Source organism: Roseateles microcysteis (assembly GCF_036880965.1).
GTDB lineage: Bacteria > Pseudomonadota > Gammaproteobacteria > Burkholderiales > Burkholderiaceae_C > JAUASW01.
Map to the genome: position 1 here is coordinate 217460 of NZ_JBAJMV010000001.1, position 26641 is coordinate 244100.

General features: G+C 66.8%; 22 protein-coding genes and 2 tRNA genes. 11 read left to right on the forward strand and 13 right to left on the reverse strand.

From position 1 onward, the window contains the following. Positions 1 to 44: 44 nt before the first annotated feature. The 6 genes from V3596_RS00990 to V3596_RS01015 all read right to left on the reverse strand — a co-directional run bounded on the left by V3596_RS00990 (position 45) and on the right by V3596_RS01015 (position 3969). Positions 45 to 119 (reverse strand) — tRNA-Val (locus V3596_RS00990). 74 nt (positions 120 to 193) lie between these two features. Then, positions 194 to 268, reverse strand: a tRNA-Val gene (locus V3596_RS00995). 73 nt (positions 269 to 341) lie between these two features. Then, on the reverse strand, positions 342 to 1055 hold the full coding sequence (gene dnaQ / locus V3596_RS01000; RefSeq protein ID WP_334275718.1) for a DNA polymerase III subunit epsilon: 714 nt from the start codon (positions 1053 to 1055) through the stop codon (positions 342 to 344). Between the two features lie 3 nt (positions 1056 to 1058). Then, a complete protein-coding gene (gene lgt, locus V3596_RS01005) occupies positions 1059 to 1868 on the reverse strand; it encodes a prolipoprotein diacylglyceryl transferase (RefSeq protein WP_334275719.1) in 810 nt (269 codons plus the stop codon). Between the two features lie 99 nt (positions 1869 to 1967). Next, entirely contained in the window at positions 1968 to 2969 is a 1002-nt protein-coding gene (locus tag V3596_RS01010) for a tetratricopeptide repeat protein (RefSeq protein WP_334275720.1), read from the reverse strand. Positions 2970 to 3039: 70 nt separating this feature from the next. Beyond that, positions 3040 to 3969: a LysR family transcriptional regulator gene (locus V3596_RS01015; RefSeq protein WP_334275721.1), complete on the reverse strand. Its 930-nt coding sequence runs from the start codon at positions 3967 to 3969 to the stop codon at positions 3040 to 3042. Positions 3970 to 4070: 101 nt separating this feature from the next. On the opposite strand from V3596_RS01015, the gene ilvD reads away from it, so the two are divergent. Continuing rightward, positions 4071 to 5750, forward strand: coding sequence for a dihydroxy-acid dehydratase (gene ilvD, locus V3596_RS01020; RefSeq protein WP_334275722.1), 1680 nt, complete (start codon positions 4071 to 4073; stop codon positions 5748 to 5750). 30 nt (positions 5751 to 5780) lie between these two features. On the opposite strand, the gene V3596_RS01025 is transcribed toward ilvD, so the two are convergent. Further along, on the reverse strand, positions 5781 to 6026 hold the full coding sequence (locus tag V3596_RS01025; RefSeq protein ID WP_334275723.1) for a TIGR04438 family Trp-rich protein: 246 nt from the start codon (positions 6024 to 6026) through the stop codon (positions 5781 to 5783). A 118-nt stretch (positions 6027 to 6144) separates the two neighbouring features. On the opposite strand from V3596_RS01025, the gene V3596_RS01030 reads away from it, so the two are divergent. Beyond that, the gene (locus V3596_RS01030) at positions 6145 to 6468 is read left to right on the forward strand and encodes a c-type cytochrome (protein ID WP_334275724.1); all 324 of its coding nucleotides are present in this window, start codon (positions 6145 to 6147) and stop codon (positions 6466 to 6468) included. Positions 6469 to 6539: 71 nt separating this feature from the next. Here the strand turns inward: V3596_RS01030 and V3596_RS01035 are convergent, their stop codons facing one another. The 3 genes from V3596_RS01035 to acs form a co-directional block, all read right to left on the reverse strand. Further along, the gene (locus V3596_RS01035; protein WP_334275725.1) at positions 6540 to 8492 is read right to left on the reverse strand and encodes a hypothetical protein; all 1953 of its coding nucleotides are present in this window, start codon (positions 8490 to 8492) and stop codon (positions 6540 to 6542) included. 260 nt (positions 8493 to 8752) lie between these two features. Next, complete coding sequence (locus V3596_RS01040) at positions 8753 to 9988, reverse strand: hypothetical protein (RefSeq protein WP_334275726.1); 1236 nt, start codon at positions 9986 to 9988, stop codon at positions 8753 to 8755. Between the two features lie 405 nt (positions 9989 to 10393). Beyond that, positions 10394 to 12355: an acetate--CoA ligase gene (gene acs, locus V3596_RS01045; RefSeq protein WP_334275727.1), complete on the reverse strand. Its 1962-nt coding sequence runs from the start codon at positions 12353 to 12355 to the stop codon at positions 10394 to 10396. 150 nt (positions 12356 to 12505) lie between these two features. Here acs and V3596_RS01050 point away from each other — a divergent pair, with 150 nt between their 5' ends. From V3596_RS01050 to ahr, 3 genes are all read left to right on the forward strand, one after another. After that, entirely contained in the window at positions 12506 to 13132 is a 627-nt protein-coding gene (locus tag V3596_RS01050) for a TIGR00645 family protein (protein ID WP_334275728.1), read from the forward strand. A 61-nt stretch (positions 13133 to 13193) separates the two neighbouring features. Beyond that, positions 13194 to 14738: a fumarate hydratase gene (locus V3596_RS01055; protein WP_334275729.1), complete on the forward strand. Its 1545-nt coding sequence runs from the start codon at positions 13194 to 13196 to the stop codon at positions 14736 to 14738. 91 nt (positions 14739 to 14829) lie between these two features. After that, a complete protein-coding gene (gene ahr, locus V3596_RS01060; protein WP_334275730.1) occupies positions 14830 to 15849 on the forward strand; it encodes an NADPH-dependent aldehyde reductase Ahr in 1020 nt (339 codons plus the stop codon). A gap of 23 nt (positions 15850 to 15872) precedes the next feature. On the opposite strand, the gene V3596_RS01065 is transcribed toward ahr, so the two are convergent. Both V3596_RS01065 and V3596_RS01070 read right to left on the reverse strand, forming a co-directional pair. Next, a complete protein-coding gene (locus tag V3596_RS01065; RefSeq protein WP_334275731.1) occupies positions 15873 to 17153 on the reverse strand; it encodes a mechanosensitive ion channel family protein in 1281 nt (426 codons plus the stop codon). 39 nt (positions 17154 to 17192) lie between these two features. Then, the gene (locus V3596_RS01070; protein ID WP_334275732.1) at positions 17193 to 18128 is read right to left on the reverse strand and encodes a histone deacetylase family protein; all 936 of its coding nucleotides are present in this window, start codon (positions 18126 to 18128) and stop codon (positions 17193 to 17195) included. Positions 18129 to 18157: 29 nt separating this feature from the next. On the opposite strand from V3596_RS01070, the gene V3596_RS01075 reads away from it, so the two are divergent. The 4 genes from V3596_RS01075 to mltB are packed head-to-tail and all read left to right on the forward strand — an operon-like array spanning position 18158 to position 23273. After that, a complete protein-coding gene (locus V3596_RS01075) occupies positions 18158 to 19102 on the forward strand; it encodes an AAA family ATPase (protein ID WP_334275733.1) in 945 nt (314 codons plus the stop codon). After that, positions 19102 to 20082 carry a DUF58 domain-containing protein gene (locus tag V3596_RS01080; protein WP_334275734.1) on the forward strand — a complete coding sequence of 327 codons (981 nt, stop codon included), beginning with the start codon at positions 19102 to 19104 and terminating at the stop codon, positions 20080 to 20082. The genes V3596_RS01075 and V3596_RS01080 overlap by 1 nt, the downstream gene beginning before the upstream one ends. Next, positions 20079 to 22112 (forward strand): transglutaminase TgpA family protein, encoded by a 2034-nt coding sequence (locus tag V3596_RS01085; protein ID WP_334275735.1) that lies wholly within the window; start codon positions 20079 to 20081, stop codon positions 22110 to 22112. Before V3596_RS01080 ends, V3596_RS01085 begins: the two co-directional genes overlap by 4 nt. Before the next feature lie 21 nt (positions 22113 to 22133). Then, complete coding sequence (gene mltB, locus V3596_RS01090; RefSeq protein WP_334275736.1) at positions 22134 to 23273, forward strand: lytic murein transglycosylase B; 1140 nt, start codon at positions 22134 to 22136, stop codon at positions 23271 to 23273. Here mltB and V3596_RS01095 read toward each other — a convergent pair. Beyond that, a complete protein-coding gene (locus tag V3596_RS01095; protein ID WP_334275737.1) occupies positions 23219 to 25624 on the reverse strand; it encodes a DNA internalization-related competence protein ComEC/Rec2 in 2406 nt (801 codons plus the stop codon). The genes mltB and V3596_RS01095 overlap by 55 nt on opposite strands. A 50-nt stretch (positions 25625 to 25674) precedes the next feature. On the opposite strand from V3596_RS01095, the gene V3596_RS01100 reads away from it, so the two are divergent. Further along, positions 25675 to 26145: a RidA family protein gene (locus tag V3596_RS01100; protein WP_334275738.1), complete on the forward strand. Its 471-nt coding sequence runs from the start codon at positions 25675 to 25677 to the stop codon at positions 26143 to 26145. A 3-nt stretch (positions 26146 to 26148) separates the two neighbouring features. Continuing rightward, complete coding sequence (locus V3596_RS01105; RefSeq protein WP_334275739.1) at positions 26149 to 26634, forward strand: disulfide bond formation protein B; 486 nt, start codon at positions 26149 to 26151, stop codon at positions 26632 to 26634. The last annotated feature ends 7 nt before the right edge of the window (positions 26635 to 26641 follow it).

Consider the following 26641-nt stretch of genomic DNA (forward strand, 5'->3'; position numbering starts at 1 on the left):
AAAAACGCCCCGGCGGTCGAGACCGTCGGGGCGCTTCAAAGGCTTGGTGGGCGGTGCAGGGTTCGAACCTGCGACCCCTGCCGTGTGAAGGCAGTGCTCTACCGCTGAGCTAACCGCCCGGTATTGGGTACCGGGACCGTGCGACAAAATTCAGAACTGGTGAGGCCGATACGATTGCCGGCCTCTTGAATTCTGGTGGGCGGTGCAGGGTTCGAACCTGCGACCCCTGCCGTGTGAAGGCAGTGCTCTACCGCTGAGCTAACCGCCCGGTCTTGTCGCTAGCGGCAACCAACTTGCGTCGACTACCAACCGGGAAGCCCGCGATTATGCCATGGAAATTTTCAAGTACCAGCGGCCTGCCAGATTCTTTTGCCGCCCGAGGCCTTGTCGAGGTCGGCGAGCACCGCTTCATGCGCCGCCAACTCGTCTGCCGAGGCTTGCAGCACCGGCAGCTGGAAACGGCTGAAATCGATGGCGACGCTGCCGACTTCCTTGCTGGCCGAACCAACCTCGCCCGATTCGTCCATCAGCAGCGCATCCTGGCCGCGGGTCAGGCGGATGTAGACATCGGCCAGCAGCTCCGCGTCCAGCAAGGCGCCGTGCAGCTCGCGCTTGCTGTTGTCCACTTCCAGGCGGCGACACAGCGCGTCGAGCGAGTTGGCCTTGCCCGGGTACATGTCGCGCGCCATCAAGAGCGTGTCGCGCACGCCGCCCACGATGTCGGTGATCGGCGGCTTCTTCAACCGCTTCAGCTCCGCATTGATGAAGCCGATGTCGAAGGGCGCGTTGTGGATCACCAGCTCGGCGCCGGCCAGGAAGGCCAGCAGCTGCTCGGCGATCTCAGCGAACTTGGGCTTGTCCGACAAGAACTCTTCGGTCAGGCCGTGGACCTTCAAGGCCTCTTCATGGCTGGCCCGCTCGGGGTTGATGTAGAGGTGAAGGTTGTTGCCGGTGAGCTGGCGATTGACCATCTCCACGCAACCGACTTCGATGACGCGGTCACCACCCTCGGCATAGAGGCCGGTGGTTTCGGTATCGAAAAAGATCTGGCGCATGGCTCAATCCACCTTCTTGCGTGAGGCCCAGAGCCAGATCGCGATGCCGGCCAGAACCATGGGCAACGACAACCACTGGCCCTGGCTCAGGTTCAGGGCGCGGTAGCCGAGGAAGGAATCGGGCTCGCGGAAGAATTCGGTGACCAGGCGCACCAGGCCGTAGCCGATCAGGAACAGCCCGGACACCTGGCCGGTGCGCCGCGGCGCGCGGGCATAGAACCACAGGAGCAGGAACAGCAGCACACCCTCGCCGATGAACTGGTAGAGCTGCGAAGGGTGACGTGGCACCGGCACCGCCTCATGCGCTTGCGGGAACACCATGGCCCAGGGCAGGTCCGCACTCGCCGGACGACCCCAGAGTTCGCCGTTGATGAAATTGCCGATGCGGCCGGCTCCCAGACCCGTGGGCACGCAGGGCGCGATCAGGTCGGTCACCTCGAAGAATTTCCTGCCGCGCAGGCGGGCAAACAGGGCCATGGCCAGGATCACGCCCAGCAGGCCGCCGTGGAAGGACATGCCGCCCTCCCAGACCTTGAGCGCGTCCAGCGGATGCACCAGATAGAAGTCCGGCTTGTAGAACAGCACATAGCCCAGGCGGCCGCCCAGCACAACGCCCAGCACGCCGAAGAACAGCAGGTCATCCACATCGCGGCGCGACCAGCCGGCTGCGGCGTTCCAGGGCTTGGCCACCTGGCGGTTGGCCAGCCAGAGAAACAGGCCGAAGGCAGCCAGATAGGTCAGGCCATACCAGTGGATGGCCAAGGGCCCCAGCTGCAGGGCGATCGGGTTGAACTGCGGATGAACCAGCGGCATGGGGAATCAGGGTCGGGTCAAGGCGCGCATCATAGCCAGCGCGCCCCGACGGCTGCGCCCCGCCCGTCAAGACCCGACCATGCCGGCCCGACCAACGCGTCAGCCCAGCTCGGCCAGGCGCTTGCGGGCGTCTTCGAGGTTGCGCAGGTTGGCGCCCTTGTCTCCCACATAGCGCTGCAGCGCGGCCTTGGCCTGCGCCTTGTCGCCCTTGGCCAGCCATGCCAAGCCCAGGCGGTAGTCGATCGGATAGCCCGCGCTGCCTTCCAGGCTGCGGGCGCGCTCCAGCAGCGCCACCGCCTCGTCGGGCTTGTTCAACTCGGTCAGCACCCGGGCCAGTCCGTAGCTGCCGGCTGCGTGCTCCGGAAAGTCGCGCTGCACGCGCTCGAACACGCCCTTGGCCGCATCGTGCTGCTTGGCCGCCATCTGCGAAGCGCCCAGCTGGCTCCAGGACTTGCGCAGGGTTGCGCGCAGTTCCTTGTTCTCGCCCGGCTTGACCGCAGCCAGCTCGCGCTCGGCCACGGCCCATTGCTTCTCGGCAGACGCCATCTTGGCGCGCAGCAGCTTGCCATGCTCGGCATTGATCTTTTCAGACTCGGCGATCAGCGCCTGCGCCTTGTCCGCACCGCCGCCGACGATGCCCGGCGCCATCACGTAGTACTGCAAGAGCGATTCGCGCGCCTCATAGAGCTGCGGATCGAGCTCCACGGCCCGCCTCAGGTTGTCGCGCGACTTGCCGGCGAGCGTTGGCATGCGAAAGACGCTGGCATTCATCGCCTGCATGCCCGAAAGCGAGCCCAGCACATAGTGGCACAGCGCCGTCGGCGACTGCTTGCCGGTGCAATGCTCCAGGCGGGAGGCGGCGGCGTCGATCTTCTTTTCCTCGCCCGAGCCCATGGCAATGATGCCCAGAGCGGCCGCCGCCTCGGCATCATCGGCCTTGGCAGACAGCCGTGCCTGCGCCACCCGCTCCAGCTCGATGGTCTTGCCCGAGTCGACCAGTGCCTGCAATTGCGCGTCCTTGAACTGCGCATGGGCAGTCCCCATGGCCAGGCCCAGCAGCGCTGCCAGCGCGGTGATCCGATGCGTTTTTTTGGTGGTCAATTGTTTCTCCTCCAGAGATGATTTCCTGCCGTCTCTCAACGGCCCTCGCCCATTGCCGTTACCCGGGAATTCACCGAGCCCCTCGACTGACTTTGGACACTTGTCGGTGCTGCTTCAACTGCGCTTTTGCATGCGCAACGAAGCGCTGCACCGCCGGCGCCGCATCGGGCCGCCAGATCAAGCTGGTCTCGCACACCGGTGCCGCGTCGCGGACGCGTTTGTACACGACGCCGCTGCGCTGCAGCTCCATCAGCCCTTCCGGCACCCAGGCCACGCCGATGTCGGCCGACACCAGGTTGACGATGGTCTGCATCTGGATCGCCTCCTGCACGATGCGCGGCGTGGCGCCATGGTCGCGGTAGAAAGCGAGCACCGCGTCAAACAGGGACGGCGCGATTTCGCGCGGGAAGATCACGAGCGCCAGGGCCAGCACCTCCTTGGCCGAGAGGCGGGCTCGGCCGGCCAGGGCCTCTTCGGCGCTCATCGCCAGCACCAGCGGCTCGCGCGCCACGGTCAGCGCCTCGAAGCCTGCCGGCAGAGCGCCTGGCGCGTGGATGATGAAGCCGGCATCGAGGTCGCCGGAAGCGAACTCCCGCAGTTGCACGTCCAGCGTGGCCTCGCGCAGGCTCAACTCGATGTCGGGATGCTGTTCGCGAAAGGCGCGCAGCCACCGCGGCAGGTCGCCGTAGCCCACCGTCGAGACAAACCCCAGGCGCACCCGGCCGCGCTGGCCCTGCGCCGCAGCCTGCACCAGCGGCGCGAGCGCCTGCGCCTCGGCGAGCAGGCGCTGGGCTGGCTGCAGGAGCGCAGCGCCCGCCGGCGTCAGCTGCACGGAACGGCTGCTGCGCTCGAACAACGTGGCGCCAAGCTCCGCCTCCAACTTGCGGATCGCCATCGTCAGCGGCGGCTGCGTCATGTGCAGCCGGGTGGCGGCACGGCCGAAATGCAGCTCCTCCGCCACGGCGATGAACTGGCGCAGGCTTCGCAGCTCGATGCTCATTGATTCTCCAAACGTATCAATCTAGGCGAAAGAATATATTTGATCAGCAAACTCCACCGCTTCATACTGCGCCGATCCCAGCCAGCCATCCAGCCTGAACCATGAGCTTCAACCGCCGTTCCAAGAACATCACCGAAGGCGTTGCCCGCGCCCCGAACCGCTCCATGTACTACGGCATGGGCTATGAGGAAGGCGACTTCGGCAAGCCGATGATCGGCATCGCCAATGGCCACTCCACGATCACGCCCTGCAACTCCGGCCTGCAAAAGCTCGCAGATGCGGCCGTCATCGGCCTGAAGGCCGCCGGCGCCAATGCCCAGCTGTTCGGCACGCCGACCATCTCCGACGGCATGGCCATGGGCACGGAGGGCATGAAGTACAGCCTGGTGTCGCGCGAGGTGATTTCAGATTGCGTGGAAACCTGCGTCGGCGGCCAGTGGCTGGACGGCGTGATGGTGATCGGCGGCTGCGACAAGAACATGCCCGGCGGCATGATGGGCATGCTGCGCGCCAATGTGCCGGCCATCTACATCTATGGCGGCACGATCAAGCCCGGCCACTACAAGGGCCAGGACCTGAACATCGTCAGCGTGTTCGAGGCCGTGGGCCAGTTCTCGGCCGGCAAGATGAGCGAAGAGGACTTCTGCCAGATCGAGAAGCGCGCCATTCCCGGCAGCGGTTCCTGCGGCGGCATGTACACGGCCAACACCATGAGCTCGGCCTTCGAGGCCCTGGGCATGAGTCTGCCCTACTCCTCCTCGATGTCCAACGTCGAGAACGAGGTGGTCGAGAACACCAAGCGCGCGGCCGAGGTCCTGGTCGCGGCGGTCAAGGCCGACCTGAAGCCACGCGACATCGTCACCAAGAAGGCCATCGAGAACGCCGTGGCGGTCATCATGGCCACCGGCGGCTCTACCAACGCCGTGCTGCATTTCCTGGCCATTGCGCACGCGGCCGAAGTCGACTGGACCATCGACGACTTCGAGCGCATGCGCAAGAAGATTCCGGTGCTGTGCGACCTGAAGCCCAGCGGCAAGTACCTGGCCGTGGACCTGCACAAGGCCGGCGGCGTGCCGGCAGTGATGAAGGAACTGCTCAAGCACGGCCTCTTGCATGGCGACTGCATCACCATCACCGGCAAGACCGTGGCCGAGAACCTGGCCAGCGTGCCCGACCTGAGCGCCGAGCAGGACGTGATCCGTGCCGTCGAGAAGGCCATCTATGCGCAGGGCCATCTGGCCATCCTGCGCGGCAATCTCTCACCGGAAGGCTGCGTGGCCAAGATCACCGGCCTGATGAGTCCGGTGATGACCGGCCCGGCCCGCGTGTTCGAAGACGAGCAATCGGCCCTGGCCGCCATCATGGCCAAGCAGATCAAAGCCGGCGACATCATGGTGCTGCGCTATCTCGGCCCCAAGGGTGGACCGGGCATGCCCGAGATGCTGGCGCCCACCGGCGCACTGATAGGCCAGGGCCTGGGCGAGAGCGTGGGCCTGATCACCGACGGCCGCTTCTCGGGCGGCACCTGGGGCATGGTGGTCGGCCATGTCGCGCCCGAAGCTTATGAGGGCGGCACCATTGCCCTGGTGCAGGAAGGCGACTCGATCACCATCGATGCGCATCAATTGCTGCTGCAGCTGAATGTCAGCGACGAGGAGATTGCCAAACGGCGCAGCGCCTGGGTCAAGCCGGCGCCGCGTTACACGCGCGGCGTCTTGGCCAAGTTCGCCAAGAATGCTTCCAGCGCCAGTTCTGGCGCGGTGCTGGACCGTTTCGAGTAAGTCAGCAAGCAAGAGGGCAAGGCGCCCTGGCTACCGGCGCCGCGAGTTGTCATCGCGGCCCAGTGCCGCCATCTGCTTCTGGCGGCGGGCTTCCTTGCGCTGGTCCAGCCTGTCCATGGCCAGCCGCGTGGTGCGGCCGCTGCTGTCGGACCAGGCCCACCAGACAACTGCCATGCCAAAGGGCGACAAGACCCAGAGCCAGCTCAGGTTTTCGACCGGCCCGAAGCCGATCAGCTTGAGCGCGAGGCCCAGCACACCGATGATGATAAAAAACATGGCTTCCGTCCTGTGTTGCCATGCTCGGCAAGGGGGCCGGGCATGCATACAATCATCCGCAGAAACTGCGCTGGCCTGACTGTAGTCCAGAACGATCTCCCTCCTTCGAAAGGAAATCATGAAGTCCCTGTCCACCCTGATTGCCCTGAGCGCCGCCCTGCTGGCCGCTCCTGCCGCCTTCGCCAATGCCGAACTGGCGCAGAAGAAGAATTGCATGAGCTGCCACCAGGTCGACAAGAAGGTGGTCGGCCCTGCCTACAAGGAAGTGGCCGCCAAGTACAAGGGGCAGAAAGATGCTGTGACCTACCTGGCCGAGCGCATCGTCAAGGGCAGCGTGCCCGGCAAGATCGTCTTCGGCGGCCCCATGGGCATGCCTCCGAACGCACAAGTCACCGAGGCCGAAGCCAAGCAGTTGGCCACCTGGGTGCTGTCGATCAAGTGATGCCGCGGCACTTGCCGCAATGACGAAAAGGCCGTGCTCTGCATGGCCTTTTTACGTTTCATGCTCTCGGCTCAGCGCCGAGGGCGCACGGACCACACCGGGTTGGCGTTGAAGTCCGTCACGATCTGCCCCCAGTTCGAGGCCGCACGCATGCGGTCGTAGGCCGCCTGCGCGCCAGAGGAGCCATGCTCCACAGCATAGGCCAGGGCCGGTTGCAGATTGCCCCAGTAGCTGGTGGACTCGGGGAAGTTGCCGCCACGCAGATCGCCCGCGCTGCGCGGGCCCGGCAGGCCGGCGCTGAAGGTGGCGTCGTACAGCGCCCCCATGCTGGCAGGCCAGGGGCCCTTGCCGCCATCCCAGTCGGGCAGGTCGGTCAGCGCCACCACCATGTTGTAGACACCCGCATCGCGGTACAGCCACTCGCTCGCGCCGGCACCTCCGAAGCGGCCGACGATGCTGCGCGCCTTCCAGGCGAAAAACTCACCGAGCCGCGCGCGCGCCGCCTCGCTGATCGAAGGAGCCATCGCCAGCGCGTAGCCGTATGCCGCGGTATAGAAATCCTGCATCCAGCCCGCATCGGTGACCTTGCCATCGGTAGCCGTTCCATAGGCGTCGCCATAGGGCGTGACGATGCCAAACGGGTGGTTCGCCTGGGCCACGAAAGTGGCGTGGTTGAAGTCGATGTTGGCTTCCAGCGAACGGATGAACTCAGCTCGCAGCGCGGTGTCGGCATCAGGCGTCAGGCTGGCCGCCTGGGCCAGCGTGCGCACCGCCCAGGCGGCTCCGCGCACAGTGTTGGCGCCTGCATTCGACCTGAACAGACCGGCGCTGCCGTTGCGGTTCGGGTAGGGGCCGCCATCCACATTGCTCAGGTAGTTGTAGGTGGCCGCGAACTGCAGTTGCTCCATGAAGAACCAGCGCCCGCTGACCAGGTAGGCCATGAAGCCGACCGATGGATGGTGCGAGATCGCCCAGGCAGGAGCGGCTGTGCCGCTGCCGGCGACCGGGTGATCGTCCGTCGTCGAAGCGTTGAGGCTGGTCTTCGGGTAGCTGCTGAACAGCAGCGGCCGGTTGGTCTTCTCGTCGCGGTAGTGGATGCCCCAGCGGCCGGCGCTGTAACCATTGCGCTGAAGACCGGCCCAGAGCCCTGCCGCATCGCTGCAAAGGTAGAGCACATCCCATTCGGGCAGCACGCCAATGGTGGGCTGGTAGCCTGCCGTACTCATGCCGGCCGTGAAGCCCCCCAGCTGCAAGGGCGTGAACGTCGCAGGCACGCGACTCACGGCAGCGGCCGTGGCCGGTACGGTGGCCGAGTAGCTGGGCACCAGGCGCGTCGACTGCAAATACATTGGCTCGTGGCGCACGCTCAGTTGCGGATCGTTGCCCAGCCAGTGGGCAAGTCCCGCGCCGTCGAGCAAAGGCGTGCGGCAATGGTGGGGTAGATCGATGCTACGGCTGAAGCGACTGTTGCCACCCAGGCTGAAGCGGTAGCTGGCACTCTTGTTGGTCGCACCAGCCACGCGGATGTAGCCGTTCTCTATCCAGGGCAGGACCTCCACGGCGCCACCTGCATACAGCCGCACTTCCAGCCAGGCCACCAGGTGGGGATCGCTGCCCACCGGCCTGCGGTAGATCCAGGACGACATCTCGGGCCCCGCCACCCAGGCGAGGAAGGGGCTGTCCCAGTCGCTGCCCGACCAGGCGGCAGCGCCGAGGCTGCCGGCGTCGATGCTGGCGCTCAGACCTGTGGCCTTGAGTTCGGCCAGCCCCAGCTCGGCAGCCGGCGCCGAAGGCCTCTGGGCCGTGAAGCTCAGCGTCGACGCCTGGTTGGCCTGCAGGCTGCAGTGTCCCGACACGACAGCGAACTTGGCACTACCGTCCGGCCAGCGGTTCTTGACCACGCACTGGCTCTGAGCGATCGACAATACCGGCACCTGGTCGGCCGGCACGTCGCCCTGGCGGAAGGCGAATCCGAGCGTGAAAGCATGGGTGCCGGTGCTCGGAGCCAGCAGACTGAACTGCATGGCGCCGGCCGGCGAAGGAGCAGGCGCTGGGCTGGGCGCTGGCGATGGGGCGGGTACAGGCGCCGGCGATGGAGCAGGAGCAGGAGCAGGAGCAGGAGCCGGCACCGGCGCAGGGCTCGGGGCCGGCGTTGGCGCAGGAGCGGGGGTAGTTCCTCCCCCACCGCCGCCACAGGCACTCAGTGTGGCAGCCCCCAGGCTGCCGGACATCAGCCGCAAGAAGTCGCGCCGGCCGGACCGCATCTCTCTCATCTTCGCCATCGTCAGGTTCCCAGCGGCCGCCACAGCTGCATCACGCCATCATGGACCATGCCATCGGCGCACAAGGCCTTGTAGCCCGGCCCATCGCACCAGGCGAAGCAGCGGAGCCAGGGGATATAGCGCCAGCGTGAAAACGCCTGGGCGCCGCCGCGGTCGTCACCCGGTGGCGGGGTCTCCCAGGCAGCATTCGTGAAGGGCTCTTCGGTCCAGGTCCAGCTGCATTCATGAAACTCAAGACTGCTGGGGGTGAGCTTGAGCACGCGATTCGCGCCGTAGCCTTCATAAATGTAGAAAGCCTGCGTGGGGCCGCACCAGTCCACGCCGAAGCCTGCACCACGCACCGTCATGGCCGGCCAGCGGTTGCCAGCCATGCGCACTGGACGGCCGCTGCTGAAGTCCAGCACTTCGCCCAGCACCGCCGTCTGGCCGTACTGACACCAGAAGCCGACGGCCATGTCGGTCTCGGCCACGTAGACGTGGCGCGCGTAATAGCCGCCAAAGGCATAGACGCTGCCGCTCGGCTGCATCGGGAAGGACTGGATCGTGCGCGGATGCGGCTGCGTCCAGTCCAGCATGTTCATCGTCGGCTGCTCCATGGCGGCCCACCACAGGTGCTGGCGTCGCGTGTCCTCGATGCTGCCGGCATAGGGGGACTGACCACTGATGCCTGCGCCGGTGGCAAAGCGTGACCAGACGCCGCTGGCCAGATCCACAGCATGCGGCTTTGCGCCCGAGGCCGGGCCACCGATCAGTTGCGGCAGCACCCAGGATCCCTTCGAACCGCTTCCGGACACCCCCGGCGGCACGTAGGCCGGGTAGTTGTAGGTGTGCAGCCCGGGGACGATGTAGCTGCCTTGATAGAGATAGTCATAGAACTGCTGATCCAATCCGGACATCTCATCGGCGCCAAGATAGTTGTCGGGCGGGGTGGGTGGGCCGACGCGCGACCATTTGCCCGTCGTAAAGTCGAACAGGTACAGACCGCTGTCATTGCCGCCGCCATGCCCACCGCCGTAGAAGATCAGCGCGCCATGGGGCGAGTACCCCGGCGCGAAGGCCGCGCCGGTCCAGTTGCGCCAGCCTGCGGCCTGCTTGGTGGAGCCTGAATACCAGCAGTTGTTGGTCGGGCAGGGATTGAAGGCCGACAAGTCATTGAGGCTGATGTTGGCGCTCTGCCCCGGGCTGGGCACATGGGCCGCGATGGCGCTGGGCACGCTGGGCGGCACAGCTGGTGGCAAGGGGTCAGGCTTGACCCGCCCTGGCGTCGGCGAAGGTGCAGGTGAGGGGGCCGGTGTTGGTGCCGGTGCAGGAGCCGGCGCAGGTACGGGCGAAGGAGCTGGTGTGGGGGCCGGTGTCGGCGCTGGCGTGGGGACCGGTGTTGGCGCGGGCGCCGGACTCGGGCTGGGCACGACCGAAGCGCTGCCACCTCCGCCGCCACAGGCCGTCAGCGCCCCTGAGCCAGCCAGCGCACCCAGGCGGGCCAGAAAAACGCGCCGGTTGCGCGCCTTCTTGTCTTCATCACATTTCATGGCCCGTACTGGAACACAAACTTACAGCCCAAGCTGCAAGCAATGGAAAGCGAACTTGGGGCTTGACAGAAAAACAGGCCCCGAAGGGCCTGCCTTTCAATCTTTCAAGGCCGATCAGTAAGCCTGACCCAGCTGTTCCAGGATGGCCGGATTCTCCAGCGTACTCGTATCCTGCGTCACAGCCTCGCCCTTGGCCACCGACCTCAACAGCCGACGCATGATCTTGCCGGAACGGGTCTTGGGCAGGTTGTCGCCGAAGCGGATGTCCTTGGGCTTGGCAATGGGGCCGATTTCCTTGGCCACCCAGTCGCGCAATTGCTTGGCAATCGCCTTGGCCTCGTCGCCACTCGGGCGTGGGCGCTTCAAGACCACGAAGGCGCAGATCGCTTCGCCGGTGGTGTCGTCCGGGCGCCCCACGACCGCAGCCTCTGCCACCAGATCGGTGCAGCTGACCAGGGCAGATTCGATTTCCATGGTGCCCATGCGATGGCCAGACACGTTCAGCACATCGTCGATGCGGCCGGTAATCGTGAAATAGCCGGTCTCGGCATCGCGGATCGCGCCATCGCCCGCCAGGTAGTAGCCCTTGAGTTCGCTCGGGTAGTAGCTCTTCTTGAAGCGCTCCGGGTCGCCATAGATCGTGCGGATCATCGACGGCCAGGGCTTCTTGACCACGAGGATGCCGCCCTGCCCGTTCGGCACGTCGTTGCCGGTTTCGTCCACGATGGCCGCGGTGATGCCCGGGAAGGGCAAGGTGCAGGAGCCCGGCACCAGCGTGGTGACGCCCGGCAGCGGCGTGATCATGTGGCCGCCAGTCTCGGTCTGCCAGAAGGTGTCGACGATGGGGCAGTTGCCGCCACCGATGTGCTGGTAGTACCACTCCCAGGCGGCCGGGTTGATCGGCTCGCCGACCGAGCCCAGGAGGCGCAGGCTCGTCAGGTCATAGTTCTTCGGATGCACGACTTCATTGCTCTCGGCCGCCTTGATCAGCGAACGGATGGCGGTGGGCGCCGTGTAGAAGATCGAGACCTTGTGCTTCTGGATCATCTGCCAGAAGCGACCGGCGTCCGGGAAGGTCGGGATGCCTTCGAACACGACCTCGGTGCCGCCCAGCGCCAGAGGGCCGTAGCTGATGTACGTGTGGCCGGTGACCCAGCCGATGTCGGCCGTGCACCAGAACACATCGTCGGGCTTCAGGTCGAAGGTCCACTTGGTCGTCAGCGCGGCATGCAGCAGGTAGCCGCCGGTGCTGTGCTGCACGCCCTTGGGCTTGCCGGTCGAGCCCGAGGTGTAGAGCAGGAACAGCGGATGTTCGGCCTCCACCCATTCCGGCTCGCAGACATTCGACTCGCTGGCGGTGAGCTCGTGCAGCCACAGGTCGCGACCAGCCACCCAGGCGATATTGCCGCCGGTGCGCTTGTAGACGATGACGTCCTTCAGCGTGGGGCAGTTGCCACCTTCCAGCGCTTCGTCAACGATGGCCTTCAGGGGCAGTGACTTGCCGCCGCGCTGCTGCTCGTCGGCCGTGATCACCATCACCGCGCCGGCGTCCTGCACGCGGTCGCGCAGAGACTGAGCAGAGAAGCCACCAAACACCACCGAATGCGTGGCGCCAATGCGCGCGCAGGCCTGCATGGCGGCCACGCCTTCGACCGACATCGGCATGTAGATGACGACGCGGTCGCCCTTCTTCACGCCACGCTTCTTCAGCGCATTGGCCAGTTGCGCCACCTTGGCCAGCAGCTGGCTGTAGGAGACCTTGTTCACCGAGCCGTCATCGGCTTCAAAGATGATGGCTGTCTTGTCGCCAAGGCCCGCTTCAATATTGCGGTCCAGGCAGTTGTAGGAGACGTTGAGCAGGCCGTCCTCGAACCACTTGAAGAACGGCGCCTCGCTGTCGTTCAGCACCTTGGTGAAGGGCTTCTTCCAGCTCAGGAGCTCGCGTGCCAGGCGGCCCCAATAGGCCTCGTGGTCGGCCTCGGCCTCGGCCACCAGGGCCTGGTAGGCGGCTGGGCCCTTCACATGGGCATTGGCCATCCAGGCAGCGCTGGGCGGGTATTTCTTGAGCTCACTCATGGTCTTGTCTCCGGGGCGGATTTGAATGCGAACTGCTGCGCACTTTGCTTGCTGTCTCTGACGAACCGCTTACTCTAACCGTGAAGAATGACCAGCCGGGCCTCCACCTAGAATCACGGTCAATCCAGAAACCAAGTGGTAACCCACCCCATGACCAAACCGCTGCGCCCCCTGCCCCGCCTGATTTTCGCCAGCCGTTGGCTGCAGCTACCGCTCTACCTCGGCTTGATATTGGCCCAGGCGGTCTATGTGTTCCAGTTCTGGACCGAGCTGGTGCACCTGGTTGAGGCTGCCTTCGGCAACCAGGAAGCGCTCGCGACTCTGGTGAAGAGCATCGGCTACAAGGCTGCGCCGATCAAGGACGCGCTAGGCCACGTCACCGGCTACGAGCCCTTGGTCAAGCTCAACGAGACGGTGCTGATGCTGGTGGTGCTGGGCCTGATCGACGTCGTCATGATCTCCAACCTCCTGATCATGGTGATCGTCGGCGGCTACGAAACCTTTGTCTCGCGAATGGACCTCGACGGCCACCCCGACCAGCCGGAATGGCTGAGCCATGTGAACGCCTCGGTGCTCAAGGTCAAGCTGGCCACGGCCATCATCGGCATCTCGTCGATCCACCTCTTGAAGACCTTCATCAACGCCGACAACTACAGCGAGAAGGTGCTGCTGTGGCAGACGCTGATCCACGTCGCTTTCCTGTTCTCGGCCATGGCCATCGCCTATACCGACCGGCTGCTGAGCGCCAGCCATGGGCCGAGCGAGGGCAAGCACTGAGCATCAGGCTCGCGCAAGCTCGCCTCACTAGAATTTCGCATCGATTCCAAGGGTTCATGCCATGAGCACCACCACGATCAAGTACGCCGACCTCGTCGACAGCGTCGCCGCCGCCCTGCAGTACATCTCGTACTACCACCCGACCGACTACATCGCCCACCTGGCCCGCGCCTATGAGCGCGAGCAGAGCGCCGCGGCCAAGGATGCGATCGCGCAGATCCTGACCAACTCGCGCATGTGCGCCGAGGGTCGCCGCCCGATCTGCCAGGACACCGGCATCGTCAACGTGTTCCTGAAGATCGGCATGGATGTGCGCTGGGAAGGTTTCCCGGGCTCGATCCAGGACGCGGTGGACGAAGGCGTGCGCCGCGGCTACCTCGACCCCGACAACAAGCTGCGGGCCTCGGTGCTGTCGGACCCGATCTTCGAGCGCAAGAACACCAAGGACAACACGCCGGCCGTGGTCTTCATGGAAGTGGTGCCGGGCAACACGCTGGACGTGACCGTGGCGGCCAAGGGCGGCGGCTCGGAGAACAAGAGCAAGGTCTACATGCTCAACCCGGGCGACAACATCGTCGACTGGGTGCTCAAGACGGTGCCAACCATGGGCGCCGGCTGGTGCCCGCCGGGCATGCTGGGCATTGGTGTGGGCGGCACGGCCGAGAAGGCGGCGCTGCTGGCCAAGGAATCGTTGATGGAAGACATCGACATGTACGAGCTGCTGGAGCGCGGCCCGAAGAACAAGCTCGAGGAAATGCGCATCGAGTTGTACGAGAAGGTCAATGCGCTGGGCATCGGCGCGCAGGGCCTCGGTGGCCTGACGACCGTACTGGACGTCAAGATCAAGACCTACCCGACGCATGCCGCTTCGAAGCCCATCGCCCTGATTCCGAACTGCGCCGCCACGCGGCACGCGCACTTCGTGCTCGACGGCAGCGGCCCGAGCTACCTGACGCCGCCGAGCCTGGACCTCTGGCCCGACGTGCACTGGGCGCCCGATTACAACAAGAGCAAGCGCGTCGATCTCAATGCGCTCACGCCGGCCGAGGTGGCCAGCTGGACCCCGGGCCAGACCCTGCTGTTGAACGGCAAGATGCTGACCGGCCGCGATGCCGCGCACAAGCGCATCGCCGACATGCTGGCCAAGGGCGAACAGCTGCCGGTGGACTTCACGAATCGCATCATCTATTACGTCGGCCCGGTCGACCCGGTGCGCGATGAAGTGGTGGGCCCCGCCGGCCCGACCACGGCCACCCGCATGGACGGCTTCACCGAGATGATGCTGGCCAAGACCGGCCTGATCGCCATGGTGGGCAAGGCCGAGCGCGGCCCGGTCGCCATCGAGGCCATCAAGAAGCACAAGAGCGCCTACCTGATGGCCGTGGGCGGCTCGGCCTACCTGGTCTCCAAGGCGATCAAGGCCGCCAAGGTCGTGGGCTTTGCCGACCTCGGGATGGAAGCGATCTACGAATTCGACGTGGTCGACATGCCGGTGACGGTGGCGGTGGACGCCGGCGGCACCAGCGCCCACATCACCGGCCCGGCCGAATGGCAGCAAAAGATCGCTGCCGGTCGGGCGGTGGGCATTCCGGTCGTGCAGGGCTGAGCCGCTGGCCGCGTCAGCTGACGCCAAGGCGACCGAAACCTCCCGAGATGCCGGCCACAATGGCCGGCATTGTTCTTTCCGGGAGCCGCGCATGAGCAACACCAAGATCCAGGCCTGGGCCGCACACGCCAAGGACCAGCCGCTGCAGCGTTTCGACTACGAGGCAGGCCCGCTCGGCGACGAGGAGGTAGAGATCCGCATCGAGCATTGCGGCATCTGCCATTCCGACCTCGCGATGATCGAGAGCGAATGGTTCCCGACGAACTATCCGGTCGTGCCCGGCCATGAGGTGGTCGGCATCGTCACGGCCGTCGGTCCGCACGCCAAGGGCCGCAAGATCGGCCAGCGCGTGGGCATAGGCTGGCACACCGGCAGCTGCAGCCATTGCAACTTCTGCCTGGGCGGTGAGCAGAACCTCTGCACCCAGCGCCAGCCCACCATCATCGGCCGCCATGGCGGTTTTGCCGACCGGCTGCGCGCGCACTGGAGCTGGGCGGTGCCGATTCCCGAAGGCCTGGACCCGGCCGCGGCCGGGCCCTTGATGTGCGGCGGCGGCACGGTCTTCCTGCCGTTCGTCATCAACTCGATCAAGCCGACCGACCGCGTGGGCGTGGTCGGCATCGGTGGCCTGGGCCATCTGGCGGTCAAGTTCGCGCGGGCATGGGGCTGCGAGGTCACGGCCTTCACCTCGTCGCCGAGCAAGCGCGAGGAGGCGCTCTCACTCGGCGCGCACAAGACGGTTTCCAGCGTCGACAAGGCCGAGCTCAAAGCTGCCGCAGGCTCGCTGGACTTCCTCCTGGTCACCGTTGGTGCCAGTCTCGACTGGGATGCGCTGATCGGCACCCTGGCCCCCAAGGGACGCATCCACCTCGTGGGCGTGGTGACCGACAAGCTGCAGCTCAAGAGCGGCGCCCTGCTCTCCTGGCAGCGCGGCCTCTCGGCTTCGCCCACGCCTTCGCCGCGCCTGCTGGCCACGATGCTGGACTTCGCGGCTCGCCATCAAATCCTGCCGCAGGTGGAGCGCTTCCCGATGAGCCGGGTGAACGAGGCACTGGACCATCTGCGTGCCGGCAAGGCGCGGTACCGCATCGTGCTCGACGCGGATTTCTGAGTGGCGCGCTTGAGCGCAGGCTGTTATTGGGCGGGCTGTGTCGGCGCTGGCGCCGACAAGCCGTGCAGCACCCGCTGCGGATAGGGAATCTCCACACCCATCTCGCGCAAGGCCTTCAGCACCGCCAGATTGGCATCCGAGCGCACGCCGCCCTGGCCGTTCTGCGGGTCGGAGATCCAGAAGCTCACGGTCAGCTCCAGGCCGTCGGCCGCGAAGTTGCTCAGTTGCACCACAGGTTCGGGCGTGGCCAGCACGCGGGCCACGCCCGCCACGGCCTGCGCCAACCGCTTCATCACCTGTTCGACATCGCAGTCGTACGCTACCTGCACAACGGTGTTCAGGAGCACCTGCGGGTCGGCGAGCGAGCTGTTCTCGACGCGGGTGGTGATCAAGGTCTCGTTGGGCACGATGGCCTCGCGGCCGTTCAAGGCGCGGATCACCGTATAGCGGGTCTTGATGTCGCTGATGCGGCCCTCGAAGCCGTCGACCTTGACCATGTCACCGATGCGCAAGCTCCGCTCGGCCAGGATGACGAATCCGCTCACATAGTTGGCTGCCAGCTTCTGCAGGCCGAAGCCGATGCCCACGCCCAGGGCGCCGCCCAGCACACCCAGGGCCGTGAGGTCGATGCCAGCTGCCGACAAGGCCACCAGCATGCCGATGAAAAGCAGCGCCGCGCGTGTGAGACTCACCGCGATCTTGCGCATCGACAGGTCGATGCTGTCGCTGCGCATCATCCGCGCCTCGATGGCCGCCGAGATCCACAGTGCCAGCACCAGCACCACGGTTGCGGCCAGGCCGCCCTGCAGGATGTCCAGCAGCGAGACAGGCTTGCCGCCGATCTTCCAGGCATTGCCTTCCAGCTCCTTCAGGAGATCGGGCCACAGCCCGGTGATCCAGACGATGGAACCCAGCCACGCGACCCAGGACACAAAGCGTTCGACCAGGCGCACCCAGGCCGAGTTCGGCATCGCCACCGTCAGCACCCGCACCGTGAAGCGGATCGCCATCAACGAGACGAGCACCGGAATCGCCAGCTTGAACAGCGCGAGGTGCACGCCCCAGTGGATCAGGAGCTTGCGCGCGCCCATGGCCAGCAGCAGCGCCAGCACCGGGAACAGCACGCCGTCCACCACATGGCGACCGAACAACACGGACAGCGGCCTTTGCTGGTTGCTGGCCTGCGCACGGGCCAGTTGCCAGGTGATCAGCCAGGCCAGGGCCAGGCTGGCCAGCAACAGGGCCAGTTCGGTCAGGGCGGCGGGTTTGAGCAGGGCTGCAAGAAGCTCTTGCAGCTCATTCATGCTGAGCGCTTGATTCATCGAAAAGGAAGAGAAGGGAAATCAGACACCGGCCAGCGTGCGCAGATGCACGCCGACGCTGCGGGCCAGCGCGCCGAGCGCGTAGCCGCCTTCGAGGCAGGACACGATGCGACCCTTCGAATGGCGCTGGGCAACGCTCATCACCCGTTGCGTGATCCATTCGTAGTCGGCCTCCACCAGGCCCAGCTGGCCCAGATCGTCCTCTCGGTGGGCATCGAAACCGGCCGAGATGAAGATCATCTCGGGCTTGAACGCCTCCAGCGCGGGCATCCACTGCGCCTCGATCATTTCGCGCACCTCGCCGCCGCGCGTGTACGCAGGCACCGGCAGGTTGACCATGTTCTCGCCTTTGGGCACGGCGCCGCAGTAAGGATAGAGCGGGTCCTGAAAGATGCTGACCATCAGGATGCGCTCGTCGCCAGCGACGATGTCTTCGGTGCCATTGCCGTGATGGACGTCGAAATCCACGATGGCCACGCGCTTCAAGCCGCGCACATCCAGCGCATGGCGCGCCGCCACGGCAAGGTTGTTGAAGAAGCAGAAACCCATGGTCTGGTCACGCGTGGCGTGATGGCCCGGCGGGCGCACGGCGCAGAAGGCGTTCTCGGCTTCGCCATCGATCACCAGGTCGGTGGCCTGCACCGCCGCGCCGGCCGCGCGCAGGGCAGCGGCCCAGGTGTGCGGGCCGGCCACGGTGTCCGGGTCCATCGCACGGGATTCACCGGTGGCGGCCAGGCCTTGCAGCGTTTCACTGAGCTCCGCCACATAGCGGTGCGTGTGGGCGAGCTCCAGATCAGCCGGCCTCACTTCCACGGCCTCATGGCGTTGCAAGGCCACGTCAATGCCGCTGGTCAGGAGCCAGTCTTCGATCGCGTCCAGGCGCTGGGGGCATTCCGGGTGGCCGGCGCCCATGTCGTGGCGGCGGCAGGCGGGGTGACTGATATAGGCTGTCGGCATGCAGGGCTGGATTCGGTTAAGGTCGCCGCATGACGCAAACGAAAGAGTCTCAAGCCCTTGTGGCCCGGCAACTCGGCGACTTGCAGCGCCAGATTAGCACGATCATCAAGGGCAAACCGGCCCAGATCCGCGACGCCGTGGCCTGCCTGATCGCCGGTGGCCACCTGCTGATCGAAGACCTGCCCGGCGTGGGCAAGACAACCCTGGCCCATGCGCTGGCGGTGTCAATGGGCCTGAAGTTCTCGCGCCTGCAGTTCACGGCCGACCTGATGCCCTCCGACCTGCTCGGCGTGAGCATCTACGAGCGGGAGAAAGCCGGCTTCGTCTTCCACCCCGGCCCGGTCTTCGCCCAGGTGCTGCTCGCTGACGAGATCAACCGCGCCGGCCCGAAGACGCAGAGCGCGCTGCTGGAAGCGATGGAAGAGAACCAGGTCAGCATCGATGGCACCAGCCACGCCCTGCCCCAGCCCTTCTTCGTCATCGCCACCCAGAACCCGAGCGAGCAACTGGGCACCTACCCGCTGCCGGAATCTCAGCTGGACCGCTTCCTGATGTGCATTTCGCTCGGCTACCCTGACGCGGCTTCCGAGCGCGAGCTCCTGATGGGCCAGGACAGCCGCGAAGCGATCCGGGCCTTGCAGGCCGTCATGACGCCGGCTGACGTGCAGGCGGCGCAGGCGGCCGTGAAGACCATCCATGCCTCGCCAGCGCTGCTGGACTATCTGCAGGCGCTGATCGCCGCCACGCGCTCCGGCCAATGGTTTACCGAAGGCCTGAGCCCGCGCGCGGGCCTGGGCGTGCTGCGCGCCGCGCGTGCCAGGGCGCTGCTGGACCAGCGCGACTTCGTGGCGCCCGATGATGTGCAGGCCATCCTGCCGCAGACCATCGCCCACCGGCTGCGCCCGCGGGCCGGCGCCGGGCGCGGCGCGGCCGAGCAGGTGCGCGCCATGATCGAGGCCCTGCCGATTCCCTGATGCTGGCCCCCCTGCGCAAACGCATCGACGCCTGGTGGGCCGGCCGCCACCAGCGGCGCGACACCCATGTCATGGGCCAGAACAACATCTACATCGTGCCGAGCCGGCCGGGGCTGTTCTTCTGCGCCACGCTGGGCTTGCTGCTCATCGCCTCGATCAACGATCAGCTGAGCCTGGGCTATATGCTGACCTTTCTGCTGACCGGCGCGGGCTTTGCATCGATGCACACGACGCACGGCAACCTGCGCGGCCTGCAAATGGACCTGCGCGAGCCCACGCCCGGTTTTGCCGGCGGCGACCTGCAATTGGAGCTGCGCGTGCACAACAGCGGCCGCGCACGCTTTGGTGTCGGCATCCGCGTGCAGGACGGCGGCGAGACGGCCTGGTGCGATGTGCCGGCACAAGGCCATGCGCTGGTCCATGTGCGCTTCAAGGCGCCGAGGCGCGGACTGAGTGAATTGCCCACGCTGGTGATCGAGACGCGCTTCCCACTGGGCCTGTTCCGCGCCTGGAGCATCTGGCGGCCGGCAGCCCAGGTCTGGGTCTATCCGCAGCCGGAAAGCCCGGCCGCGCCCTTCGCACCCAGCGCCCAGGCGGCAGACGCCGGCGAGACCAGCGGCGCTGTGCTGCTGCCCGGCCAGGATTTCGAGGGCGTGCGCGCCTACCGCCGCGGCGACAGCCTGCGTCAAGTCGTCTGGAAGAAGGCCGCGCTGGCGATGGAGCAAGGCGGTCCCTTGTGGGTGCGCGAGACCCGCGCACCCGCCAGCCAGCGCCTCTGGCTCGACATTGCCGATACGGCGGGCCGAGACTGGGAAGCGAGGCTTTCGCGCCTCTGCGCCTGGGTGCTCGCCGCTGAAAGCCAGGGCCATCCCTATGGCCTGAAGCTGTTTGGGCAAGACCTGGCCCCGGCCCAGGGCGCCGAGCATCGCCGCACCTGCCTGGAGCTGCTGGCGCTGGCTGAACCGGGGCGTGGCTCATGAGCCTGCTTGGAGACAGGCTTGCCCGCCTGCCGCGCGATACGCGCGACACCCTGTTCCTGCTCGCCACCATCGCGGCCACGGTGTTGCCGCATGCCAGCCATCTGCCCTGGTGGTGCAGCGCGATGACGGCCCTGGTCCTGCTCTGGCGCGGCCAACTGGCCTGGCGTGGTGCTCCGCTGCCGGGGCGCTGGACGCTCGTCGCCCTGCTCGTCGTCACCGCCGGCCTGACCTGGCTGAACTACCGCAGCATCCTCGGCCGCGAGCCCGGCATCACGATGCTGACGCTCCTGATGGCCCTGAAGACGCTGGAGCTGCGCGCCCGCCGCGATGCCTTCGTCGTGTTCTTCCTCGGCTTCTTCCTGGTGCTGACCGGCTTTCTCTATTCGCAGTCCCTGCTCACGGCGCTGTGGATGGTCTTGACCGTCTGGGCGCTCTTGAGCGCGCTGGTGCTCGCGCAGATGCCGATAGGCCAGCCCTCGCTCGCGCTCGCGGCGCGCCAGGCGGCGCGCACCACGCTCCTGGGCCTGCCGCTGATGCTGGCCCTGTTCTTCCTGTTCCCGCGGATCGCGCCGCTGTGGGGCGTGCCGGCCGATGCGGTGGGCAAGACCGGGCTCTCGGACCGCATGGACTTCGGCGCAATGAGCGAGATCGCCAACGACGAAAGCGTGGCGATGCGGCTGCGCTTCGATGGCCCCCTGCCACCCAGCTCGGCGCTGTACTTCCGCGGGCCCGTGCTGTCCAGCTTCGATGGCCGCAGCTGGCGGCCGAGCCCGCGCCCCTTCGCCATGCGCGATGCCGCACCGCGGGTCAGCGGCGCGCCGCTGCAGCTCGAGGTGACGTTGGAGCCGCTGCGCATTCCGGTCTTGCCTGTGCTCGAACTTGGCCGTGAAGGGCCTGGCGCCATCTGGGCCATCGACCAGCTGCAGTTGACACGGGGCGCTGACCTGCAATGGCTGGCCAGCCGGCCGGTGACCGAGCGGCTGCGCTTCAGCCAGCGTGTCTGGCTTCAGCATGAGCACGGGCCGCTCTTGCGCACACCCACGCTGCGCGAGTACCTCGCGCTGCCTGTGGGCCTCAACCCGCGAACGCTGGCCTGGGCCAGCAGCGTGCGCGCGCAGCAAGGCGATGCGGCCGACACGCCAGCCCTGGTCGAGGCGGTGATGCAGCACATCCGCCAGGCCGACTTCACCTACACGCTGGAGCCGGGCCGCTATGGCGAGCAGAGCCCGCACCTGATCGACGAATTCTGGTTCGACCGGCGCCTGGGTTTTTGCGAGCATTTCGCCGCAGCTTTTGTGGTGGTCATGCGCGCCATGGACGTGCCGGCCCGCGTGGTCACCGGCTTTCAGGGCGTGGACCCCGTGCAGCAGGACGACTACTGGATCGTGCGCAACAGCAACGCCCATGCCTGGGCCGAGTACTGGGTGGCCGGGCGCGGCTGGGTGCGCGCCGACCCGACGGCGGCCGTGGCGCCCGAGCGCATCAATGCCGGCCGCTCCCTGCAGCCCACGCCTGGCGCGCTGGCCGGCGTGCTGGGCCAGATGAGCCCGCAGCTCTGGCGCAGCCTGCGCAATGGCTGGGAGACCCTCAACAACCGCTGGCAGCAGGTGGTCCTGAACTACTCGCGCGGCCAGCAGTTCGATCTCTTGAAGAGCCTGGGCTGGGAACAGCCGGACTGGAACGCGCTAGGCCAGCTGATTTCCGGGCTCATCCTCGCCGCCACGCTGGCTGGCTGGGTCTGGATGCGCTGGCAGATGCGGCCCCACGATGCATGGAGCCGCCAGCGCGCTCGCGTGCTCGCCCTGCTGCGCCGGCTCGATGTGCCTGCCGAATCGCACCACGCGCCGCGACAATGGGCGCAGCTTGTGCACGCCCGCCATGGCGAAGCCGCACAACCGCTGGTCGACCTGCTGCTGGCTCTGGAGGCTTCGCGCTACGGGCCGCAGGCTCATGCACAGGACTGGCGCACAAGGCAGCGCTGGTGGGCCGGCGTGCGCGCGGCAGGACGTATGCTGCGAAGCAATCGCTGAAATGCTGTCGTTGCCGAATCCATGCTCCTGAGAATCCTTGCGCTGAGTGCCACCCTGATGTTTGCTGCGCCGCTGGCCGAAGCCGCGCAGCCCAAGACCAAGCACAAGCTCAGCCAGAAGAAGGTGCAGAAGGCACGCGATGCGGCGCCCAGGCCCCTGGGCGAGCGCGAAGACATGCGCCGGTTCGCCGCCGAGCTGGCTGCCAGGGAAGGATTTGACGAAGCCCTGCTGCGCCGGCAGTTGGCTGCAGCCAAAGTCGTGCCTTCGGTGCAGCGACTCATCATGCCGGCGCCCGCCGGTGCGGCCAAGGATTGGGGTGCCTACCGCGCCCGCTTCATCGAAGCGCAAAGACTGCAGGCCGGCCTGGCTTTCTGGAATGAGCATCAAGCGGCCCTGGCCCGCGCCGAAGAGCGCTTTGGCGTGCCGGCCAGCGTCATCATGGGCATCCTCGGCGTGGAAACCTTCTATGGCCGCATCATGGGCGGCTATTCGGCGCTCGATGCATTGGTCACGCTCACTTTCGAATTTCCCAAGGGCCGCAGCGACCGCAGCGCCTTCTTCCGCCAGCAGCTGGTGGAACTCCTGCTGCTGGCCCGCCATGAAGGCCTGGATCCGTCTGGGTTCAAAGGCTCGTATGCCGGCGCCATGGGCTTTGGCCAGTTCATGCCGGGCAGCTGGAACCGCTATGCGCTGGACTTTGATGGCGACGGCCAGATCGACCTGATCGGCAGCCCGGTGGACGCCATTGGCAGCGTCGCCAATTTCCTGGCCGAGCATGGCTGGCTGCGCGGCCAGGCGAGCGACTACACGCTGGTGATGCCAGCCGACACCACGGCGCGCGCGCAGATGCTAGTGCCGGACATCCGGCCCACGTTCAGCGCCGCACAGCTGGTCGAGATGGGCGCGCAGATTTCCGACGCGGCGCGCATGCACGAAGGCCCGCTGGCAGTGATCGAGCTGCAGATGGGCGAGCGGGCTGCGCCGGTCTATCGCCTGGGCACGCAAAACTTCTACGCGCTGACGCGCTACAACCAGTCGTCCTACTACGCCCTCGCGGTGATCGAACTGGGGCGCGAGCTGCAGGCCATGCGAATGATCGGCACGGCTCAGCCGCCGGCACCGGCAGCATCCGGCAGCTCCGGCCCCAGCGCTTCGCCTTGAAGCGGGCGGCTGTGCCAGTAGCGCTGGTCTGTCGCTCGCTGGCAGCGCGCTGAAAGCTCCGCACTGCGCCAGGACCAGGCGCCGCAATCGGGCGAGGTCCAGACCTTGATGCCCTGCGCCTGGTAGCGCGCCAGCACCTCGATCGCCGGATGGCCGAAACGGTTGCGGTAGCCGGCCTGCACGAGGGCCATCGAGGGCGCGACAGCGGCGAGAAACTCGGGCGTCGAGGAGGTCTTGCTGCCGTGATGTGGCACCAGCAGCAGGTCGCTTCGCAGCAATGACGTCGAAGCCATCAGCGAGCGCTCCTGCGCCGCTTCGATGTCGCCAGTCAGAAGGGCCGAACGGCCCTCTGCATCGCTGATCCGCAAGACGCAGGACAGCGCATTGCTCTTCGCGGATTCGCGATAGTCGGCCGCCGCTGGCTGCAAGACCTCGAAGCGCACGCCATCCCATGTCCACCGTTGCCCGGCTTCACAACGCGCTGCGCTGCGCCCCGTCAGCAAGGGGTGGTCCGAAGCCAGCGAGCTGCTCAAGGCGGCCACCTCCAGCCCGCTCATGAGCGCCTCCGCGCCGCCCACATGGTCGGCATCGCGATGGCTGAGCATCATGAGGTCCAGCCGCCGCTGCCCCATTGCCCGCAAGAGCGGCAGCAGCACGCGCTGCCCTGCATCGCTGCCCGGCCCCCATTGCGGGCCGGCATCGAAGAGCAAGGCATGGTGTTCGGTGCGCACCAGCACCGCCGTGCCCTGGCCGACGTCGGGCGCGAGGATCTCGAAGCGCCCCGCAGCCAGGCGCATGGGCGCCGGCCAAAGCAAGGCCAGCGCCATCAGCGGGCCCAGCAGGCGCAAACGCCAGGGCAGCGGCATCACCAGCAAGGCACCGGCCAGCAAGCCCAGGGCCTGCGCCCAGACAGGAGCGACCGGCAACCACCAGACGGCGCCAGGCAGGCCTTGCAGGAGCTTCAGGTACCAGCGCAGCCCCTCCACGCACCAGGCCGCCCAATGCCAGAGCCCGGGCAGGACGGCGCCGGCCAAGGCCAGCGGCGTGATCACCAGGCTGACCACCGGAATCGCGACCAGATTGGCCAGCAGGCCGACCACCGAGATCTGCTGGAAGAACAGCAGGCTCAAGGGCGCCAGCCCCAAGGTGGCCACCCATTGCGCGCGAAAGCCGGCGAGCAGATGCGCGCGCCAGCCCTGCGGTGCCGATTGCCCGCCGGCCATCAGCAAGCCCACGGCCGCGAACGACAGCCAGAAGCCGGCCTGCGCCACCGCCCAGGGGTCGATTGCCGCGACCAGCGCAGCCGCCCCGAGCAGTTGCAAGGGCCAGGGCCAGCGCAGGCCCGCGCTGCGCAAGAGCGCCACGCCGGCGAGCATCCAGACCGTGCGCTGTGCGGGCACGCCCCAGCCCGCGAACAGCGCATAGGCAAAGGCCGTGGCCACGCCAATCCAGCGAGCTGCAGTGGGCGCAGGCAACCACAGGCAGGCACGGCCGCTGCGCCTCCAGAGCGCAAACGCCAGGGCCTGAGCGGCCCATGCGAGCATCGTGACGTGCATGCCTGAGATGGCGACAAGATGGGCAACCCCGGTATCGCGATACAAGGCCCAGTCCGAACGAGCGATGGCCGCCTGGTCGCCCAGGCTCAAGGCGGCGAGCAAGGCGGCGTGGCCGGGCTCGGCAATCCGCCGCTGGATCGCCTCGCGCAGGTCCTGGCGCAGCCCATCGATCTGCGGCCAGGGTGAATCTTGGAGGCGCTTCGGCGCCACGGGTCGCAGCACGCCGGTGGCCCGGATGCCCTGCTCGAGCAGCCAGAGTTCGTAGTCAAACGCGTAGGGGTTGGACAGCGCATGCGGCCGGCGCAGGCGCACCACGAGCTGCCAGCGTTGCCCGGCGCGCCAGTAGCTCAGCGCCTGATCGCCCTGCGCGTACTGGCTCAAGAGCAGCTCGCGCGGGATGGCCGGCAGCGGTCGGCCTCGCTCATCCAGCGCCTGCTCCACCGTGAAGCGGAAGCGCCAGGCGGCTGCGCCCGACTGGCTTTGCAGCGCCTGCGGCAAGGAAGAGACCACGCCCTGCAGCCAGACATCACGCCCCTCCCAGGCCACGGGCAGTTCCTCGCTCAGGCGCTGCTCCGCACGCCAGCTGCCCCAGCCCATCGCCATCAGGAGCGCCAGGGGCAAGGCCAGCCATGACCATCGCCTCCAAAGCCAGGCCAGCACGATGATCAACAGCACAAGCGCGGCGAACTCCCCCTCGCCAGGAAGGCGCGGGCATTGCTGCAAGAGCCCCAGGCCGAACAGCCATCCGACGAGCGGACAGGCCCAGCCCAGGGCCGTCGGTGCGCAGCTCCTCATTCCACTCCCCGGTGTAGGATGCCGGCCAATTTCAAGCCACTGGAGGCCCCATGAGCAACACCAACAATGTCTATGAGAAGCTGAAGGAACTGGGCATCGAGCTGCCACCCGTGGGCGTGCCGGTGGCTGCCTACGTGCCCTTCGTGCAGAGCGGCAAGCTCGTGTTCCTGTCGGGCCATATCGCCAAGAAGGACGGCAAGCCCTGGGTCGGCCAACTCGGCCGCGATACCGACACCGCCACCGGCCAGGCCGCGGCACGTGCCATCGCCATCGAGCTGCTCGGCACGCTGCATGCGGCCGTCGGCGACCTGAACAAGGTCAAGCGCATCGTCAAGCTGGTGAGCCTGGTGAACAGCACCGGCGACTTCACCGAACATCATCTCGTGACCAATGGCGCCTCCGAGCTGATGGCGCAGGTCTTCGGCCCGCGGATCGGTGCCCATGCCCGCGCAGCCTTCGGCGTGGCCCAGATCCCGATGGGCGCCTGCGTCGAGATCGACATGGTGGCCGAGGTCGAATAAGCCATGACGCTCAAGCCCGCCCGCGCCCTGGCGCTGATCTTCCTGTTGTGCTTTGCCGGCGTGGCTGCCGCCTTGATCGCCCAGCATGGCTTCAAGGTGCGGCCCTGCCCCTGGTGCGTGCTGCAGCGCCTGATCTTCATCGTGATCGGGGTCGTGGCGGGCCTGGGCTGGCTCCTGCAGCGCTACAAGCCGGCACTGCTGGCCAGCCTCGCTGTCGTTCCCTTGCTGGCCATCGGCGGCCTGGTCTCCGCCTGGTACCAGCATGAGGTGGCCAGCCAGATGGAATCCTGCAAGCTGACGGTGGCCGACAAGATCCTGACCTTTTTCGGCGTCGAGGAGCTTTGGCCCAAGGTCTTCATGGTGACCGCCTCCTGCGCGGAAGCCGCGGCCTACCGGCTGCTGGGCCTGCCCTACGAAATCTGGAGCGGCGCGCTCTACGGCCTCCTGATCGCGCTGGCCGTGCTGGCTTTCAAATCGAACCAGCGCTGAAAGGCCT